Below are 18,778 nucleotides of genomic sequence, written 5' to 3'. Positions count from 1 at the left end.
TCCTCCGGGGGAGTCGCGGGTTCAGGGCACCAGCGCGTCGGCCTCGATCTCCACCAGCATGGCCGGGTCGATGAGCCGCTTGACCTCCACCATGCTGGTGGCGGGGCGGATGGCGCCGAAGAAGGCGCCGTGGGCCCGTCCCACCTCCTGCCAGTGGGCGATGTCCGTCACGTACATCCGGGTGCGCACCACGTGCTCCAGCCCGGCCCCCATGCCTTCGAGCGCCGCCTGGATGTTGCGCAGCGCCTGCTGGGCCTGCGCATGGGCGTCCCCACCTCCCACCACCTGGCCCGAGCCGTCCGTGGCCGTGGTCCCCGAGACGAAGATGAACGGTCCGACCCGGACCGCGCGGGAGTAGCCCACCTGCGTTTCCCAAGGAGTTCCCGTCGAAAAGGTGCTGCGCTGCATGGTGGCTCCTGTCGTGGCCCCTTATCCCCGCCTCCTGGCGAAGAGGGGTGCACGGTGAGTGTACGCGGGGGCATACCCGAACGCCTGAAGGCCCGCACGCCTTCCGGCAAGGCGATGTCGCAATCTGTGCCCCGCGAAAAAATACACGCCGCGTGATAGTTCCACCCTCCATGGCATCCGAGCTCGACCAGGAGGTCGCCCGTCGGCGCACCTTCGCGATCATCTCCCACCCCGACGCGGGCAAGACGACCCTCACCGAGAAGCTGCTGCTCTACGGCGGCGCCATCCACCTGGCCGGTAGCGTGAAGGCGCGGCGCGCCAGCCGCCACGCGACGAGCGACTGGATGGAGCTGGAGAAGCAGCGTGGTATCTCCGTGACCTCCTCGGTGTTGCAGTTCCCCTACCGGGGCCACGCGGTGAACCTGCTGGACACCCCGGGCCACCAGGACTTCTCCGAGGACACCTACCGCACCCTGGCGGCGGCGGACGCGGCGGTGATGCTCATCGACGCGGCCAAGGGTGTGGAGCCCCAGACCAAGAAGCTCTTCAAGGTCTGCCGCATGCGCGGCATCCCCATCTTCACCTTCGTGAACAAGCTGGACCGCTTCGGTCGCGCGCCCCTGGAGCTCATGGACGAGCTGGAGCAGGTGCTGGGCCTGCGCGCCTACCCGATGAACTGGCCCATCGGCATGGGGCCCGAGTTCCGGGGCGTGTATGACCGGCAGCACAAGGTGGTGCACGTCTTCTCCGCGGAAGGGCGCCACGGCGAGTCCGAGGTGGCCGAGCGCTCGGTGCCGCTCGACTCCGAGGAAATCCACTCGGTGCTCAACGAGCGCGAGCTGGCCACGCTCAAGGAGGAGATCGAACTGCTGGACATCGGCGGGGACGAGTTCACCCGGGAGAAGGTGACCGAGGGACAGCTCACGCCCATGTTCTTCGGCAGCGCGATGACCAACTTCGGCGTGCGGCCCTTCCTGGACGCGTTCCTGGAGCTGGCGCCGCCGCCCACCTCGCGTCCGACGAAGGAGGGCCCGCGCGAGCCCACCTACCCGAAGTTCTCCGGCTTCGTGTTCAAGATCCAGGCGAACATGGACCCCGCGCACCGCGACCGCATCGCGTTCATGCGCGTGGTGTCGGGCCGCTACGTGAAGGGGATGACGGCGTTCCACTCGCGGCTGGGCAAGGACGTGCGCCTGGCCAAGCCCAGCCAGTTCCTCGCCGCCGAGCGCACCGCCATCGAGGACGCGTGGCCGGGAGACGTCATCGGTCTGTTCGACCCCGGCATGTTCCGCATCGGCGACACCCTGGCCGAGGGCGAGGACCTGCTCTTCGAGAGCGTGCCGCGCTTCAGCCCGGAGTACTTCGCCATCGTGCGCTCGAAGGATCCGCTGCGCCGCAAGCAGATGGAGAAGGGCCTGGAGCAGCTCTCCGAGGAGGGCACGGTGCAGATCTTCCAGCAGCTCGGCATGGGCATGAAGGATCCCATCGTCGGCGTGGTGGGCGCCCTGCAGTTCGAGGTGCTCCAGTTCCGCGTGGAGCACGAGTACGGGGCGCGAATCATCCTGGACCGGCTGCCCTTCAGCCACGCGCGCTGGGTGGTGGGGCCGAACTTCGATCCGAAGACCTTCGACTGGGAGGGCAACCGCCAGACGGTGCAGGACCGCGACGGCCTGCCCCTGGTGCTCTTCCGCGATGACTGGGCCCTGCAGCACGCCGAGGAGAAGCACCCGGAGCTGAAGTTCCTCTCGGCGGCGCCGCAGCTGCGCCAGCTCGCCGCGACGGGGAGCTGAAGCACCGGAGCCGCCCGGGGCGGGCTACTTGTACGGCACCACCGTGCCGCCCCGGTGCGCCGAGTCGCGCAGCACGAGGCGCGTCTCCTTGTGGAGGCGTGCCGCCTTGGGGCCCACGAGGAAGGGCTTGGGGTCGCCCTTGCGGAAGGTCTTCTTCAGGTACTCCTCCACCTCGCGGTAGGTGCGCATGAAGATATCCGCGGCCGCTTCCTTGCGGCCCGTCTGGGGCGTGACGTCCATCTCCGCCCACATCTGGCCGCTGAGCAGCTCGCCCTCCTCGTTCATCCGGCAGCGCTCGAGGAAGATGACGGGCGAGCGCACCTCGTCGATGCGCCAGAAGCCCTTGTCCGGGCCGCGCTTCATCTTGTCCACGATGGCCGGGCCGGCGGCCAGCACCACGAGGTACAGATCCTCCTCGGGCAGCCGGGGCACGTTCGCCTGCGAGGCGCGGAAGGTCTCCCAGTCGGGGGGCACGCGCCGGGGGTAGACCTCCAGCTCGAAGCGCTCGAGGTGGCGGAAGAAGGCGACCTCGTCGTCGGGGGACATGAAGAACTGAACCTGGGTGGCCATGCGTTGGCCCATTAACCGAATGCCGGGCCGTGCGGAAGTCCGAGCCGGGCTGGACTAAGGATTCCCTCCATGGACAAGACCTTCGACGCGCTGCTCGCCCGGATGCAGGAACTCCGCGACCTGGGAGGAGTCATCGGCCTGGCCTCGTGGGACCGGGAGACCTATCTGCCCACCCGGGCCCATGAGGCCCGCTCCCACCAGCTCTCCACCCTACACGGCATCCAACACGAGCGCCTGGTGGACCCCCGGCTGGGCGAGCTGCTCGCCTGGGCCTCGGACGCTCCGGGGCTCACGCCGGACCAGCGTGCCATGGCGCGCGTGCTGACGCAGGAGCGGGATCGGGCGGTGAAGCTGCCCCGGACGCTGGTGAAGGCGCTCGCCGAGGCCCAGAGTCAGGGCCTGCACGCCTGGCGCGAGGCCCGGGAAGAGCGCCGCTTCGCCCGCTTCCAGCCCGCCCTCTCCCGGCTGCTGGCCCTGCGCCGGGAGCAGGCGGACGCGTATGGCCATGGCGGCGAGCGCTATGACGCCCTGCTCGACGAGTACGAGCCCGGCATGCGCGTGGCGCGCCTGGGCCCGGTGCTGGCCTCGCTGCGTGACACCCTCATCCGCCTGGTGGGAGCGCTCCAGGCCGCGCCGCGCCAGGTGCCGGAGCTCTTCCAGGGCCAGCGCTTCGACACCGAGGCCCAGTGGCGCGTGTCGCTGCGGATGCTCGGGGACATGGGCTTCGAGCTGGACGCGGGGCGGCAGGACAAGAGCATCCACCCCTTCTCCAGCGGCCTGCACCCCACGGACGTGCGCCTCACCACGGACCTGGACGAGCAGTCGCTGGAGGGCCTCTTCAGCACGCTGCACGAGGGCGGGCATGGATTGTACGAGCAGGGCTTCCAGCCGGCCCACCACCGCACGCCCCTGGCGAACGCGCCCTCCATGGGGCTGCACGAGTCCCAGTCGCGCCTGTGGGAGAACCTCGTGGGGCGCGGCCGGTCCTTCTGGACGCACTACTTCCCGCTCTTGCGCGACACCTTCTCCGAGGGGCTCGCGGGCGTGGAGCTGGACGGCTTCCTCGCGGCCATCAACCGCGTCACGCCCTCGTTCATCCGCACGGCCGCGGACGAGGTGACGTACAACCTGCACATCGTGCTGCGCTACGAGCTGGAGCTGCTGCTCATCCGCGACGAGCTGCCCCTGGACGAGCTGCCCGCGGCGTGGAACGAGCGCATGCGGCGCTTCCTGGGCATCACCCCGCCGGATGACCTGCAAGGCGTGCTCCAGGACATCCACTGGGCCTGGGGCGAGTTCGGCTACTTCCCCACGTATGCCCTGGGCAACCTCTACTCGGCGTCCCTCTACGCCGCGGCGCGGCGGGCCCTGCCGGGGTTGGAGGAGGGCCTCTCCCGCGGCGAGCTGCGGCCCCTGCGCGACTGGCTGCGCGACCACGTGCATGCCGAGGGCTACCGCCTGCCCGCGGAGGAGCTCGTGCGCAAGGTGACGGGCCAGGGCCTCACCGACGTGGACTTCCTCGCCTATCTCCAGTCCAAGTTCGGCGCCCTCTACGGCGTGACACTCTGACGCGCGGACGCCGAGGGGGCAGGGGGGTTCACGCGATGCGGCGCTCCTCGTGGCCCTCCTGGGCCCGCGCGCGCCAGGCCTCGGGCACTCCGCCCTCGCGGCGGATGCGCTGCTCGATGTAGGCGAAGAGGTTGCGCTCCACCACGCAGGTGCGCTCCGCCTCGCCGGTCTTCTGCCCGCAGTTGTAGTGCTCCTCGGCGATGGGATAGCCGCTGCAGTGGCCGAAATAGGGGCAGGTCAGACAGTTGGCCGCCATGCGGCGCTCGGCCGCCAGCGCGGAGCGGGCGAAGCGCTCTCCCGCGAGGATGTCATCCAACGAGGTGGTGAAGAGGTTGCCCACGCACCACTCCGGCTCCTCGTACGGGTCCCCATAGGTGAAACAGTCGCCGTTGGTGTTCACCAGCAGCACGGGGAGCCACTCGCGCTTGTTGTAATAGACGGGCGCCGCGCCCGCCTGCATGGAGCGCAGGACCACCTGGATCTGCTCCAGCGTGGGGTACACCTCCAGGAAGCCGTCCTTCTCCATCCACAAGTCCACCAGATCCTGGAAGGCCTTGAGGATGTCCTGGGTGCTGATCTCGAAGCCTCGATGCTGCCCGTCGAAGGCGCCATCGAACAGGGGCAGCAGCCGGAAGGGAATGCGCGCGCGGGAGAAGAGCTCGTAGATGTGGCGCATCCGCCCGAGGTTGGCCCGGGTCAACACGGTGATGGTGCTGAAGGGGATACCCTGCTCCCGCAGCAGCTCCATGTTCTTCATCGTGAGGGGTTGCTGATCCCTCCCTCCGACGTTGACGCGCAGGCCTCCAAACACATCCACCGACACCCCCACCACGTCGAAGCCGTCGCGCAACAACGCGAGGCGCTCCTCGTCGAGGACCGTCAGGTTGGTTTGCAGCGTGTTCTTGCGTGCCACCTGCTCACCGAAGATCTCCCGCTGATCGGCGAAGGTGTCCCAGTAGAAGCCCGGCTCCAACAGCAACGGCTCTCCTCCGTGCCAGATGAAACCAATCTCCGTCCGCTTTCCGTCCCGGGCGTCCACCCGGGCCCGCCAGGCCTCGATGTGGCGGTAGAGCTGCCGCAGCTGTTCCCGGCTCATCGCCTCGCGATTGCCCAGGGACTCGTACTCGTAACAATACCGGCAGCGCAGGTTGCAGAACTTCGACACCTTCACCACGAATTCCATCCGGCGATCGATGGTTTGACTCATGTTCAGAGGGGCTCCCCGTGGCGAAAGGTTTCGATCCGGCCGGTGGCCCCGCCCGTGAGGAGACGGGACCGCCGGCTCGAGGTACGGCTCAGACGCTCTTCTTGCTGACCTCGTCCATCAACTGGCTGAGCGAGGTGTTCACGGGAGCCTGGCGCTCCGCCACCGTCGTCTTGATGGGGGGAATGTAGATGACCCGGCGCACGTAGGTGCTCTCGGGCCAGCTGGGCGGGACACTGGGGATGCTGTAGCCGTGCTCCGCCGCCTGCATGGAGGCCGTCAGGGTCTTCAGGTTCTGGGACGCCTGGACCTCGCTCTCGCTGGAAGGCATGGGCGCGGCCTCGGGCTGAGCAGCCGTCGCGGGAGTCGCTACGGTGAGCGCGAGCGCGCCCAGGTACTTCAAGTACTGCTCGGACGAATCCTTCTTCATGGCAACCTCGGGATTCAACGGGTGGATGCCGGCGTGGCCTTGGCCAGCGGGCGGGGACGTCCCAGACCCGGGCGCCCCCGCGAGACAGACTTTACTTCAATTCACGCTCGGGCTTCAATGACTCGTCATGGCTGGTTGGCGGGCCGTCACGTGTTGCTTCAGGGGCAACACCTTTCATCTGTTGCTCCAGGAGCAACACTCTCACCTGTTGCTTCCTGGGCGACAGGACAGACACCGGGCGAACGGATGACCTCCGGAATGACTGAGCTGGAGTTGCTGGGCCGGGCGCTCCAGGTCCACGTGGTGCCCTACTACCGCGCGCTCTATCCCGAGCGGCCCCTGTACGTGGAGGGCGGCTCGGGGCGGACACGGCCCCTCGACGAGCCCCTCTTCGCTCCGGGAGCGCTGGGGTACGAGGACTACCGGCGGGGTGTGGCCGAGGGCCGCTTCCTGGCCCGGGGGGCCCATGGCGTCACGCATTGCGTGCGTGTCACGTTCCTGGCCCAGGCGCTGACGCGGCTCTATGCCCGGGCGGAACGGCCCCCGGTGGACGATCCCCTGGGACTGGCGCTGGCGGCGGCCTTCCACGATGCCGCGCGCCAGGACGAGGGGCGGGATCTCTGGGACGCGGAGAGCGCGCGGTTGCTCGCTTCCCTCCTGGAGTCGCTCGGCGCCCCCCCGGCCCATGTCGAGCGGCTCGCGCGGGCGGTGGCGTGGAAGGATCCCCCTCCAGGCCAGTCCTTCTCGAGTGACGAGCAGCGAATCGTCCATGACGCGGACTGCCTGGACCTGTTGCGCGTGTTGCCAGACGCCCGCGAGTTCCGCCCCGAGGAGCTGTGCTTCCAGCACTTCGAGGCGTTGGGTGAGGGGTTGCGCGAGCAATTCCTCCAGGAGGTGCTCTCCCTGGTGCGGTTCACCGAGTCGTCCCGGTTCAAACACCACCTGGAGCGTCAATCCCTCCAGGTCTATGAGGACTTCATCGGCGTGCTGGGGTGGATGCAGCGCCGTGAGCGGCGCTGGCCGCTGTTGGAGGAACTGTTGTCAGACGTCTTCCGTTATACTGAGCGATATGAATGATTCTCGGCCCAGCGTGCTCTTTCATGGGAGCGCCATTGCGGACATCGCCGTCCTCGAGCCACGCCGCATCTTCATGCCGGGCGAGGTGGATCCGGAGCAATGGCCCGCCCTGGTCTACGCGAGCGACCTGGCCGCCTTCGCCGCGGCCCACGCCTTCCCGTGGGACTCCGAGGATGGCTTTCAGCTCTCGGTGGACTTCCACCAGCGCGTCAAGATGAGGGTTCCCCGTGCGTTGAGCGAGCTGCTCGGGCGGCCTGTCTACCTCTATACCGTGTCGGCCGAGGGCTTCGAGCAGACGCGGGAGGAGATCACCGGCCACACCTTCCATTGCGGCCGGCTCGTTCCCGTCATGGCGTGCAAGGCCTTTGACTCCGTCGAGGCGGCCATCCACTTCCACGGCGGCGTGGTGACCTACTTCTGACTTTCGCGCTTCAGGGCGGACGAGGGACGCGCCGCCGCACGGCGTCCTCCAGGTACTCGCGGACGACCCGCACGAGTGGCAGCCGCAGCGCGGTGTCCACGTCGATGAACCGGGCCCACACCACCTCGCGGTGGTCGAGCACCAGGGGGGGCTCGGTCTCGACCTCCAGCTCCACGAAGTGGCAGGTGTCGTGTTTGTACACGTATTGGTTCCGACTCACGAAGACGGGGCGCAGCCGCTCGGGCGGGACGTGCAGCCCCACCTCCTCGCGCAGCTCGCGTGCGCCCGTCTCCGCGAGGCTCTCCCCCGGGTTCTGTCCACCGCCCGGCAGGCTGAAGTCGCGCCTGTAGGAGTTCTGCAGCAACAACACCTCGCGGCCCCGCCACACCCCCACGAGGGTTCCCTCGGTCCTTGGACGTCGGACGAACCACCAGACGAGTGCCAGATTGTAGGCACCTCGATAGGCCACGCGCACGAGGGGATCCACTAGAGAACTCACGATGCCTCCCATGCGGACCCTACCTCGCTTCACGTTGTGGCGAGGGGCTCCTTCGTGAGAAGCCGTGCTCCATGGCCGCCTCGCACACCTTCGACATGACGCGACCGCAGAAGCTCTTCACCCTCGCAGGGGTGATGCTCGGCATGCTGCTCGCCGCGCTCGACCAGACGATCGTGTCCACCGCGGGGCCCTCCATCCAGCGCGACCTGCATATCCCCGCCTCGCTCTACGCGTGGCTCACCACGTCCTACCTCGTGGCCTCCACGGTGCTGGTGCCCGTGTACGGCAAGCTGTCGGACGGGTTCGGCCGGCGGCGCATCCTCGTCATCGGCATCCTCATCTTCCTGGGCGGCTCGGCGCTGTGCGGCCTGTCGCGCACCACGGTCCAGCTCATCCTCGCCCGGGCGGTGCAGGGGGCCGGGTCCGCGTCGCTCTTCACCAGCGCGTTCGCCATCGTCGCGGACATCTTCCCGCCCGCCGAGCGCGGCAAGTACCAGGGCCTCTTTGGCGCCATGTTCGGGTTGTCCAGCGTGGTGGGTCCCCTGGTGGGTGGCTTCCTCACGGACCACCTGAGCTGGCATTGGGTGTTCTTCGTCAACCTGCCCCTGGGCGCCGTGGCGCTCGTCTTCATCCTCACGCGCATGCCGCCCCTGCGCCGCCCGGGAGCTCGGCCTTCCGTGGACGTGGGCGGGGCCTTCACCCTGGCGCTGTTCACCGTGCCCCTGCTCGTGGCGTTGTCGTTGGGCCGCAGCACCTCCACCAGGGACGCGGTGGGGTACGCGTGGGGCTCGCCTCCCATCCTCGGCCTGCTGGCCGTCTCCGGGGTGGGGCTCATCGCCTTCCTCCTCGTCGAGCGCTCCGTGCGCGAGCCCCTGGTCGATCTGTCGCTCTTCCGCAACCGGGTGTTCGCCGTGGGCAACCTGGCCGCGTTCCTCAACGGCGGGGTGTTCCTGGGCGCCATCGTCTTCCTGCCCCTCTTCATGGTGAACGTGGTGGGGCTGTCGGCCACGCGCTCGGGCTTCACCCTCACGCCCCTGACGCTGGGCGTGGTCACGGGCAACGTCGTCTCCGGCCAGCTCGTGTCGCGCTGGGGCCGCTACAAGCCCTTGATGCAGATCGCCCAGGTCGTGCTCATGACGGGCTTTGGCATCATGGCCTTCACCCTCTCGCCGGACTCCACCCAGGGCGAGCTGACGTTGAAGATGATCCTCGTGGGCCTGGGACTGGGGCCCTCGATTCCCCTCTTCACGCTGGCCATCCAGAATGGGGTGGCGCCCCATCAGATGGGCGTGGCCACCGCGAGCGCTACCTTCTTCCGGCAGATGGGCTCCACCATGGGCGTGGCCCTGCTGGGCACGGTGTTCGGCGGGGTGCTCGCCTCCTCCATGGCCACGCACATGGCCGAGGCCACCCGGAACGTCCCCGCCGAGTGGCGCCGGGAGTTCGCTCCGCCCTCGGACGCGGGCGGGCAGGCGGGAGGGGAGGGCCTGGTGGGAGGGCGGATGTTCGACGCGGCGGCCCTCAAGGCGCGTCTGGCCGTGGACTTCGACCGGCGGCGCGAGGCGCTCACCCGGGCGGCGGGGGAGGGGGATGCCCAGGCGCGGGGTCAGCTCGAGGGCCTGGCGCGGGCGCGCGAGTCCGTCGAGTCCGCCGTGGGGCAGGTGGCCCGGGCCTTCAAGACGGCCTTCACCGAGGCCATCCGCCTGGTCTACCTGGTGACCCTGCTGCTCGCCGCGCTGGTGTTCCTCGTCGTCCTCGCGCTGCCGGAGCTTCCCCTGCGCAAGAGCAACGCGCCGCCTCCCGCCGCCTTGGAGTAGGCCCTCGAGACGACGCCCACGCATGCGCGGGCGGTAGATCCCCCACTTCTCCGCGGGGGCGGTTCCTCTTCCAGCGGATTCTTGAACGGTCGATCTTCCACCTGAGCATTGAAAAGAGAGAAGAAGATGTGTTAACCCGCCCTCCATCTGAACGAACGATCGTTCAGTAGAGCGAGTCATGCGCTTCTCTCCTCGGACGGGCCCTCGTGGCCGAGTGGCCATTGGAAGCGCATGGGCCGCCGCGCCCTGCTTCACGTCATGAACGACCACGCCATTCAACGCAGAGTCCTCGCCTTCCTGCTGCTGCTCCCTCTTGGCGTGATGCTCTACCCCGCGCTGCAGTGGTTCCGGGTGACGGAGACCGAGCAGGACCTGGTGCGGTTGCCGCAGCGGCTGGCGCGGCTGCGCGACCTCCCCGATACCGGCGAGAGCGGCCGTGAGGCGGCGATGAAGCGCAAGGTGATGGAGTCGCGCGCCAGACAGCTCGAAGAGGAACTGCGCTTTCTGGAGGGTCAGCGAGGCAGCCTGATGCTGCGCCGCGCGCTGTCGGTCGCCGCGCTACTCGGTGCGTTCGGCGCCTTCGTGGTGGGCCTGGGTATCGTGCTGAAGATTCGTATCGACAGCCGCCGCGCGTACCGCTCGTTCGATTACCTGCTGGAGCATCTGGGGGCGAGCTTCGACGCGGTGTCACGGCTGCTGCTGTGGCACATCGGCCTGCTGCTGACGGCGCTGAGCGCCACCGCGCTGTACGAGGTGGCATGGACGTATACCCACTGGGCCACCCACGGTTACGTGGCTCTGGTGTTCACCTTGCCGTGGTGGGGCGCGATCTGGTGCACCGCCTGGCTGTTCTTCCGCGCCCGTCGCGAGCTGGCGCCGCTGGAACCTTCGTGCGTGGACGTGCTCGGCCGGGTGCAGACGCGCGACGACGCGCCGGGACTGTGGCGGTGGATCGACGGCATCGCCCGCAAGCTCGACGTGCCGCGGCCGGACCATATCGTGGTCGGCCTGGTCCAGGGCTTCTTCGTCACCAGCACGCCAGTACGGGTCGAGCCGCAGCAGCACATGCTGAGTGGCCGCACGCTGTACATCCCGCTGACCTTCGCCAGTGTGCTGAGCCAGGCCGAGACGGCCGCGATCATCGGCCACGAACTCGGACATTTCTCGCACAACGACACCGACCATGGCGCGCGGCTGTCGCCGTTGTACCAGCGCATGCAGCAGAAGATCTCCGTGCTGGTGCGGCAGGACGAGGACAAGCCGAGCTGGTTCAACCGTCCGGCCATCTGGGCCTCGGTGTATTATCTCGAGCAGTTCGACCGCGCCTACCTCTACTGGAGCCGCCAGCAGGAACTGGCCGCCGATCAGGTCGGCGCGCGTGTCGGTGGCCCCGCCGTGTGTGCCTCGGCGCTGATCCGGGTCACCGCGGTGTCCGAGGTGATCGATCAGCTGTTGGCCGATCCGCGGCTGCGGGGTGCCAACCTGATCCAGGCCCTTCTGGAACAGCTCCGGCGGACCGAGCTGACGCTGACCCAGGAGACGCTGGAGCACACCATCGCCCACCCGGTCGATACCCATCCTCCGACCCGTACGCGGCTCGAGGCGCTCGTCGCATCGCTCGACCCGGAACTGCTGCGGCAAGCCACTCGCAAACTCGGTGAGGCGGAGACCTCATGGTTTTCGCGAATGCTGGAAAGCCGCCCACGGGCCGCCTGACACCCACCCGTTTTCTTCAAGGAAGCTGCCCATGCCTCAATCCCGAGTCCCAGACACCACGAAGAGCCTGGCGCAGTCGCTCAGCGAAGACTTCGCCCACAGCAGCAAGGCCGAGCAGGCCAAGGCGATCCACGAACTCGAGCAGATCATCGCCAACGCGCCCGAGCGCAGTGAGTTCCGCGATACCAAGAAGTTCTTCTACCGCTTCCCGTTGTTCAGCGTGGCGCCGCTGGCGCTGGCGATCTACATGATGAAGCAGCCCTCGCCGAGCTGGGGCGGGATCGCCGTCCTGTTGGCCCTGGGTTTGTTCGGTCTGGTGCTCGCCTACCAGCACCGCAATGATGGAGCCTCGCCGCACATGGTGCTGACCCGCACCGAACTGCGGGTGACCAATCTGTCCGCGCCACTGCCGCTGGTCGAGGTCACCGGCGTGGAGATCGTCGAGCCATCGCAGACCTGGATCAACTTCCAGGTCGGCCAGGACACGCGCCTGCCCACCGCGAGCAAGGTGCGCGGCATGCTGATGTCGCAGGCGCTGGTGGTCGCCAAGGGCAAGAATCGCCGCGTCGGGGTGAGCATGGTCGGCATCAAGGTCAACGGCGAGGAGTTGGACTGGGATGAGACCCTGGAGCTGATCGATCGTCATGTGCGGGCCGCCCACGCGACGGCTGAACTTCGGGCTCTCCGGGCCGGCTAGTCCTGTCGCTCGACGAGCCCACGACAGCGGCCCGTCAGTGAGCCCCTGGCCGCGCGCTCTGTTCGGAGTCCATGCCCCACGCCTCTTCCGGCTCTGGCCGATGCCAGGGCCAGAGCCGCTGGGCCAGTCGCATGTAGAGTGTCCCCAGACTGGCGAGCTGCTCCTGGCAGACGGAGACGGCCGCCCGCAGGACGCTTCCTGGAGACAGCTCGGCGCCCGTGTGGAGCAGCGCTTCCAGGTGGGTCCGCTTGTCCTCTGGCACGGTGTTCAGGATGTCCCGCTTGGAGAGGTCATCGTCATGGAGTGTGGCCCACTCCAGGAGCTGTCTGCGCAGTTCCCTCCGGAGCTTCTCCTCGGGGCCGAAGACCTGCATGCACATCTGGAACAGCTCCGAATCCGCCCCGGAGTCGAGCTCGGAGGGGTCCGTGCGGAAGAGGGGATCAGCCGCGGCGCGCCAGAGCAGGTCCCAGGTCAGCTCCGCGTGCACCCGCGTGAAGAGCCCGCGGGCGGTGAGATAGCTCTGCATGGAGTCGTGGAAGAAGCGGACCTGTCCCGGGTGCTGCCCTGGCGTGACGTAGGCGTCCTCCGGGACGAGCAGCCCGGCGTGGAGCAGCTTCCGCATCTGTTCCTGCTCCGGTGCGTTCCGGTAGCGCAGCGAGCGGATGCCCTGGGCCCAGTACGTCCGCAGACAGAACTCCCCCGCCCAGGCCAGCAGTTCCGTGTCCTCTTCCCCCGAGACGCCCTGCCGGCGCAGGAGACCCCGGAAGGCCGCTTCGTAGAGCGCGGCGATGCCCTCCCCCGAGTCGTGAGCGAACAGCAGGGCCAACCGGACCAGGATGGGCAGGTAGGTTCCATCGGCTCCCCGGCAGGCCTCCAGCCTCTCCTCGGCCCGTGGATGTCCCTCGGGGGCGTAGGCGGCGATGAAGCGGCCCAGGGTTTCGTCATCCAGGCGTCTGGGCTCCGCGATCATCCAGCGTCTGGAGCCTTCCACGGCCTGTCGAAAACCGAGGTGGGGCCTCGAGGTGAGCAGCAGCCTCACGCAGTGCCCATATCTTCCATCCAGGAACGCCTTCAGGGACTCGGTGCTCAGTGCCGACTCCGTCAGGCCATCCACCACCAGGACGTAGTCCCCGCGCAGCAACAGGACCTCGTGGATGTCTTTCGGAAGGGGATTGGACGCCAGCGCCTGGAAGACAATCCCCTCCAGCGTGGGTCCGCGCCCGTCACACAGCACGGGCAGGGGCTTGGAGGGATCCTCCAGGAAGTCCGAGAGCATCCGTTGCACCACCTCGCGCAGCAGCGCGCTCTTGCCACGCCCTCCCGGGGATTCGATGAGGACATGGCCTCCGGCCGGCTGGGTGAGGAATCGGGCGATGCGCTCCTCCGGTAGTTCCCGGGTCAGGTACGTCGGAGAGGCGGGGGCCGGTGTCCCCGCGGGCGACGCAGGTGTCGTTCCCTCCCGGAAGTGTGCGGGCAGGGAGACATAGCGTTCGTGATTGGACTGGCGGCGCCAGGCTTCCACCTTGCGGCCCACGTGCGCCACGTACTCGGCCTGGACGTGCCTGCGCGTGGAGGGCAGTCCGAGCGCCACGGGGACCAGCCACCAGAATGGCCGGGTGGAGGCCAGCAGCCGGAAGGCCGCGGGTGAGACGAGTCCCAGGACGAGCCCCAGGAGCAGCTCGAGGAAGAGCACTCCCACGAAGCTGGGGAAATGAATCCTCCAGGCGTTGGTCATACCGGCGAGGAACAGCCCACTGCCACCCAGGACGTTCGCGCTCCAGCCCAGGAAGGGGAGCCAGCGCTGGGCAAGACGCTGGCGAGGGAGGAACATCAGGGGAAGGACGAAGAGCAGCGTCGCCAGGAGGCAGGCCAGCGTCGTGCGGAACCACACCTGTTCGATGAGCGGTGCATGAAAGAGCACGTCGCTCACTTCCAGCTTGGTCTGCGTTCCCGCCGCGTCCTGGTACAGGAAGACAACCTTGAGGGGACGCCTTCCGAATGAGTGCTCATCCATGTACCAGTCGAGCTTGGGAGGAGGCGTGCCCGGAGCGTATTGGCGGGTGACCGAGGCCACGAGGGGCTCCGCCCTGTCACTGTCCCACAGCGTGACCTCCAGGCGTCCCGCCATCTTGTCGGTGGGCGCGGGAACCGGCCACCGCAGATCCACACTCCTGGCCTCGTCCTCGCGGAGTGGAGCCCTCAGGTCGAGCCTTCCCTGGACCGTGACGTTTCCGCCCGGCTCGACGCGCAGCTCGCCGCCCCGAAGCTTCAGGGTGGCGCCCATCTCCGCCAGGGGAACGGTGGCGAAGCTGGCGGAGCCTGTCTGGATCCATCCTCCCATCCGCTCGCCCGAGGGAATGACGATCGACACCTCGGCGCCCTTCATGACGGGAAGGGTCGCCTGGTCGTGCGACCCCTCCAAGGAGACGAAGGACAGCGTGCCGTCGTGTTCGTTCTGGAGCCATGCGCCCGTGCCGTCGGGCTCGACTCCCTGCACGGACGCTTGGGTGCCTTCCAGAAGTGGCACGGCCTCCACCCGAGCCGCCCGGTGCTTCACGTGAATGACCTTGCTCGTTGCTTCCAGGCACGCCGATACCAGAAAGTCCTCCGCTCCCGCGGGGAAGGTGACGAGCTTACGCAGACCTCCCTCCTCCTGAACGAGCGATGAGAGCAGCCCTTCCTGCCCGGCGAGGAGCCTGCCCTTCGCATCCAACAGGAAAACGCCCCCTGATTCGGTCAGGGCCCAGAGCCGATCGGTGGGAGTCCTGTAGAGGAGCACCCGTTGTCCCTTGAAGAGGGGTCCCCCTGGCAAGAGGGACTTGCCGTGGATGTCGATGAGATGGAGTCCGCCTTCTCCGGAGGCCTTCAAGGAACCGGCGACCCATGCTCTGGAGCCATCCACGCTGGCAACGAGCTGTTGGATGGAAGCTCCTCGCAGCAGGAGGGTAGATTGGGCGCCAGGAGGCGCTCGCGGGTCGAGGGTGTAGAGCTGCCGCCTCGAAATGTTGCTTCCTGGGGGGTGTTCCTCCGCCATCACCCATGCCCGCAGTCCGTCTGGGCCCGGAACGACCCAGAATCTACCCTGCCCGCTGAGCAGGGGTCGCCATCGTTCGGAGCGAGTCCTGGTGTCCAGGAAGAAGAGCTGTTGACCTGTCTTGAGCCAGGCCATGGGTTGCTTTCCTATCGGTAGTACCTGCCACCAGACGTACGGATCCTCGCCTGACGAATCCAGGGCCGAGAGAGGGATGGCGCGCGTGGCGTTGCCCTGCGCATCGATCACGGAGATGAGATCCGAGCCGGAGCGATTCATGAGCACCCAGAGTTGCTGATGCGGCTCCAGTGGTTCCGAGGGAAGCTGACTGGGATACACATCGGCGGGTGAGCGAAAGAGCTGTTGCCGGAATTGCATGAGCTTCTCCGCCTCGAGGAGGACGCGCCCCGTCACCGAGTCTTGGCCGGCCTCCACCAGGTAGAGTCGGGCCTGGTTGGCCTGGCCTTCCGTCGGATGGGCGCTCGTGAACACCCAGGCCCTCCCGGGAATCGGGGTCTGGATCAATGAGACGACACGGAACCCGGCGGCCAGCCAGGAGCCACGTTCATGGGTGATATTGCCTTGTCGATCCACGACACGGGCGCCGTGCTCATCCACTACCCAGACGTGTTGCCCATCTCCCCAGGGAACGAGCGTGGCCGGCGAGGTCGCTATCGGAACGGGCCAGATGGGGCTGCCACGCAGGCTGGCCGCGATGGAGTTTCGTGCCTGCCCGCACACCACCAAGAGGCATGACAGGGTCATCAGCCAGACTGGCCTCCGCCTCCACAAGGAAGACGCCCCCGCGCGCGCGTTCATGAAGGATAGAGAGTCCATGCGTGATTTGTATGGAAGGTGAGCCAGCCCGCGCTCCAGCCAGCGGCATCGTGGCCTCGGGCGGACTGGCTTTCGCCTCCACGAGCAAGATGCCCCCCTTGCATGTTCAAGGTCGGCTCGTGCGCTCCCTTTCCGTCGTGGCAGGTAGCCCGTGCTATCTCCACATCGAAAAAGACATCCGTCTGGGACGTAGTCACTCAGATCAGATCCACCGCGCCATGGGCCAGTCAACCCTGGCTCGGTGATACGTGTTTGACGGATGTTGGATCGTTACCCAGATTCCGGACCCATGGTCAGGTCCAGGGAAGATGCTCATGTGGGGAGCCAGCTGGAGAGAGCGATTGTGGGCCGTGGTGATGGCCACTGCGATGGGGGGACAAGGGGGCGGCTATGCGCGCGCCGATGAGCCGAACCCTACCTCCTCCAAGGAGGCAACCCCTCGCTCTGAATGCTATGTGGAATATTGGAACGTCAACAAGCCGGACATGAAGACTCGAATCTCTCGCACGAAGTCCGGCTCGCGGGATGATTCACGGGGGGGCGAACCCCTCATGCTGAGACCCTGCTGTATCTGCGAGTATCAGATGATATTCCCTTTCTTCTGTCCACTTCATCCCTGGTATTGGGGGGGGCCCTACCCGCGAGATTCGTATCTTCCCTGGAGGGAGTCGAGGGACCTGCTGCGCCTGGAGATCGGGCCCCGCGCGGTGCTGAGCTTCAGCCCAGAGCTCCACCTTGAACCCATCAAGGGACCGGCGCGAATCGAGCAAGGCCTCTCCTTGGAGGCCTTGAATGCCGCCACCCTCCAGTGTGAGGACGAGAGGTGACACGTTTGGTCTGTGGCGGGCGGACGTGCTCGGATGATTCGTCGGCGAGGGAGCGAGCAGGCCATCACGAGCGGCACCGGGGGCGGGCATACCTTGGTTCTGGGGCCTCATGAGCCACGGGGGACGTGCATGTCCGCGGACAACGAGCGGAAGGAGGAGCCGGAGTCCAAGGTCGCGCTGCGCGAGAGCGAGGAGCGCTTCCGGCTCCTCATCGACAGCCTGCGGGACTATTCCGTCTTCGCCCTGTCGGTGGAGGGGCGGGTGAACAACTGGAATCTCGGCGCCGAGCGCCTCAAGGGGTTCTCGACGCAGGAAGCCATCGGCCTGCACCTCTCGCGCTTCTTCCCGGAGGAGGAGAACGCGGAGCGGGTGCCGGAGCGGATCCTCGAGCGCGCGGAGCAGGAAGGGCGTTCCGAGTACGAGGGGTGGCTCATCCGCAAGGACAATTCGCGCTTCTGGGGCAGCGTGGTGCTCAGCGCCATGCGCGACCAGGACGGGCGGTTGCGTGGTTTCTCCAACATCGCGCGGGATCTCTCCGAGCGCAGGAGGGCGGAGAAGGCACAGGCTTTTCTCGCCGAGGCGGGTGAGGTGCTGACCGGCTCGCTCGAATACGAGAAGACCCTGCAGGAGGTGGTTCGCCTCGCCGTACGCGGCATGGCGGACTGGTGCTCGGTGGCCGTCCAGGGCCCGGATGGGTTGGCGGTGCGGGCCGCCGCGCACGTGGATCCCACTCGGGAGTCCACGGTCCGGGGCCTGCTGGGTGTGCTACCCGAGGCCGAGTCGAAGCCGACGCGGGGAATCCGGCAGGTGGTGCGCACGGGTCAGGCCGAGCTCTGCTCCGACACGCTCGAGGCCGCGTGGGTGCGGGCCGCGCTCGGGGTCGACACGCCGGAGCGCTTCCTGTCGCTGAGGGCGCGCTCGTACATGTGCGTGCCGCTCAAGGCGCGCGGGACCACCTTCGGCGCCATTTCCTTCGTGGCGGTGAAGCCAGGCAGGAGCTACGGGCCGGCGGACCTCGCGCTCGCGGAGGAATTCGTGCGCAGGGCGGGCCTCGCGGTGGACAACGCGCGGCTGTTCCGCAAGGCGCAGGAGGCGCTCACGGCGCGCGACGAGTTCCTCTCCATGGCGTCGCACGACCTGCGCTCCCCTCTGACCTCGCTGCGCCTGCAACTGCATGCCGTGCGCCGGGACATGCTGCCTGGAGACGACGGGCCGCGCGCCCCGGAGAAGCTGGTCTCCCGGTTGGAGTCGATGGAGCGGCAGACGGACCGGATGCTGCGCATGATGGATGCCCTGCTGGACATCTCCCAGATGACGGCGGGCCGGCTCGAGCTGAAGCGCCAGAAGCTGGATCTCGTCGAGCTGGTGTGCGGCTCCGTGGGCACGCTCGACGAAGAGCTGCGTCAGCGCGGTGTGCAGATGCGGGTCCACTCGGAAGGCCGGATCGAGGGGATGTGGGATCGGCTGCGGCTCGAGCAGGTCATCGACAACCTGCTGTCCAACGCCGTGAAGTACGGCAAGGGCCAGCCCGTGGACCTGACGGTGAGCACGGATGGCACCACGGCGAAGCTCGTGGTGCGGGACCAGGGCGTGGGCATCGCGCCGGAGGATCAGGAGCGGCTCTTCGAGCGCTTCGAGCGCGTGCGGCTCGATCGGGACGTCAGCGGGTATGGGGTGGGGTTGTGGATCGTCCGGCGCGTGGTGGAGGCGCACGGGGGCCGCGTCTCCGTCGAGAGCCGTCTTGGCGAGGGCTCGAGCTTCACCGTCCTGTTGCCCATGCGGGTTCAGGCTCCGGCCCAGCCCGGGTGCGCCCAGGAGACGGACCCGGAGGTACACCCACCCGCCGTCCACTGACGAGGGGTCCCGCTCTTCATCTTCCGCGGCC

14 protein-coding genes are annotated in these 18,778 nt (G+C 67.8%); 8 read left to right on the top strand and 6 right to left on the bottom strand.

All coding sequences use genetic code 11. From position 1 onward, the window contains the following. Nucleotides 1–21: 21 nt before the first annotated feature. Nucleotides 22–408 carry a RidA family protein gene (locus tag CYFUS_RS42370; protein ID WP_095990386.1) on the bottom strand — a complete coding sequence of 129 codons (387 nt, stop codon included), beginning with the start codon at nt 406–408 and terminating at the stop codon, nt 22–24. Nucleotides 409–578: 170 nt separating this feature from the next. On the opposite strand from CYFUS_RS42370, the gene CYFUS_RS42365 reads away from it, so the two are divergent. Then, nucleotides 579–2,198 carry a peptide chain release factor 3 gene (locus CYFUS_RS42365; RefSeq protein ID WP_095990385.1) on the top strand — a complete coding sequence of 540 codons (1,620 nt, stop codon included), beginning with the start codon at nt 579–581 and terminating at the stop codon, nt 2,196–2,198. A 24-nt stretch (nt 2,199–2,222) separates the two neighbouring features. Here the strand turns inward: CYFUS_RS42365 and CYFUS_RS42360 are convergent, their stop codons facing one another. Next, nucleotides 2,223–2,768 carry a hypothetical protein gene (locus CYFUS_RS42360; RefSeq protein WP_095990384.1) on the bottom strand — a complete coding sequence of 182 codons (546 nt, stop codon included), beginning with the start codon at nt 2,766–2,768 and terminating at the stop codon, nt 2,223–2,225. Nucleotides 2,769–2,837: 69 nt separating this feature from the next. On the opposite strand from CYFUS_RS42360, the gene CYFUS_RS42355 reads away from it, so the two are divergent. After that, the gene (locus tag CYFUS_RS42355) at nt 2,838–4,337 is read left to right on the top strand and encodes a carboxypeptidase M32 (protein ID WP_095990383.1); all 1,500 of its coding nucleotides are present in this window, start codon (nt 2,838–2,840) and stop codon (nt 4,335–4,337) included. Nucleotides 4,338–4,365: 28 nt separating this feature from the next. On the opposite strand, the gene CYFUS_RS42350 is transcribed toward CYFUS_RS42355, so the two are convergent. Then, nucleotides 4,366–5,544 (bottom strand): radical SAM protein, encoded by a 1,179-nt coding sequence (locus CYFUS_RS42350; protein WP_095990382.1) that lies wholly within the window; start codon nt 5,542–5,544, stop codon nt 4,366–4,368. Nucleotides 5,545–5,632: 88 nt separating this feature from the next. Further along, complete coding sequence (locus tag CYFUS_RS42345; protein ID WP_095990381.1) at nt 5,633–5,971, bottom strand: hypothetical protein; 339 nt, start codon at nt 5,969–5,971, stop codon at nt 5,633–5,635. Between the two features lie 258 nt (nt 5,972–6,229). Between CYFUS_RS42345 and CYFUS_RS42340 the strand changes: the two genes are divergently transcribed. Then, nucleotides 6,230–7,048 (top strand): hypothetical protein, encoded by an 819-nt coding sequence (locus tag CYFUS_RS42340; protein ID WP_157758968.1) that lies wholly within the window; start codon nt 6,230–6,232, stop codon nt 7,046–7,048. Next, nucleotides 7,041–7,469 carry a hypothetical protein gene (locus tag CYFUS_RS42335; RefSeq protein WP_095990379.1) on the top strand — a complete coding sequence of 143 codons (429 nt, stop codon included), beginning with the start codon at nt 7,041–7,043 and terminating at the stop codon, nt 7,467–7,469. Before CYFUS_RS42340 ends, CYFUS_RS42335 begins: the two co-directional genes overlap by 8 nt. A gap of 10 nt (nt 7,470–7,479) precedes the next feature. Here CYFUS_RS42335 and CYFUS_RS42330 read toward each other — a convergent pair whose 3' ends face one another. After that, nucleotides 7,480–7,968: an NUDIX hydrolase gene (locus CYFUS_RS42330; RefSeq protein ID WP_232537125.1), complete on the bottom strand. Its 489-nt coding sequence runs from the start codon at nt 7,966–7,968 to the stop codon at nt 7,480–7,482. 71 nt (nt 7,969–8,039) lie between these two features. On the opposite strand from CYFUS_RS42330, the gene CYFUS_RS42325 reads away from it, so the two are divergent. The 3 genes from CYFUS_RS42325 (at nt 8,040) to CYFUS_RS42315 (ending at nt 12,198) form a co-directional block, all read left to right on the top strand. Beyond that, nucleotides 8,040–9,785 (top strand): MDR family MFS transporter, encoded by a 1,746-nt coding sequence (locus CYFUS_RS42325; RefSeq protein WP_095990377.1) that lies wholly within the window; start codon nt 8,040–8,042, stop codon nt 9,783–9,785. A gap of 231 nt (nt 9,786–10,016) precedes the next feature. After that, on the top strand, nt 10,017–11,501 hold the full coding sequence (locus tag CYFUS_RS42320) for a M48 family metallopeptidase (RefSeq protein ID WP_095990376.1): 1,485 nt from the start codon (nt 10,017–10,019) through the stop codon (nt 11,499–11,501). Between the two features lie 31 nt (nt 11,502–11,532). Then, the gene (locus CYFUS_RS42315) at nt 11,533–12,198 is read left to right on the top strand and encodes a hypothetical protein (protein WP_095990375.1); all 666 of its coding nucleotides are present in this window, start codon (nt 11,533–11,535) and stop codon (nt 12,196–12,198) included. Nucleotides 12,199–12,232: 34 nt separating this feature from the next. Here CYFUS_RS42315 and CYFUS_RS42310 read toward each other — a convergent pair whose 3' ends face one another. After that, entirely contained in the window at nt 12,233–15,721 is a 3,489-nt protein-coding gene (locus CYFUS_RS42310) for an NACHT domain-containing protein (RefSeq protein WP_095990374.1), read from the bottom strand. A gap of 1,301 nt (nt 15,722–17,022) precedes the next feature. Between CYFUS_RS42310 and CYFUS_RS42295 the strand changes: the two genes are divergently transcribed. Then, nucleotides 17,023–18,747 (top strand): sensor histidine kinase, encoded by a 1,725-nt coding sequence (locus tag CYFUS_RS42295; RefSeq protein ID WP_198316328.1) that lies wholly within the window; start codon nt 17,023–17,025, stop codon nt 18,745–18,747. The last annotated feature ends 31 nt before the right edge of the window (nt 18,748–18,778 follow it).

Source organism: Cystobacter fuscus, assembly GCF_002305875.1.
Lineage (GTDB): Bacteria > Myxococcota > Myxococcia > Myxococcales > Myxococcaceae > Cystobacter > Cystobacter fuscus_A.
The sequence above is the reverse complement of the archived record's forward strand: the minus strand, read 5'-3'. Positions and strand labels throughout refer to the sequence as shown.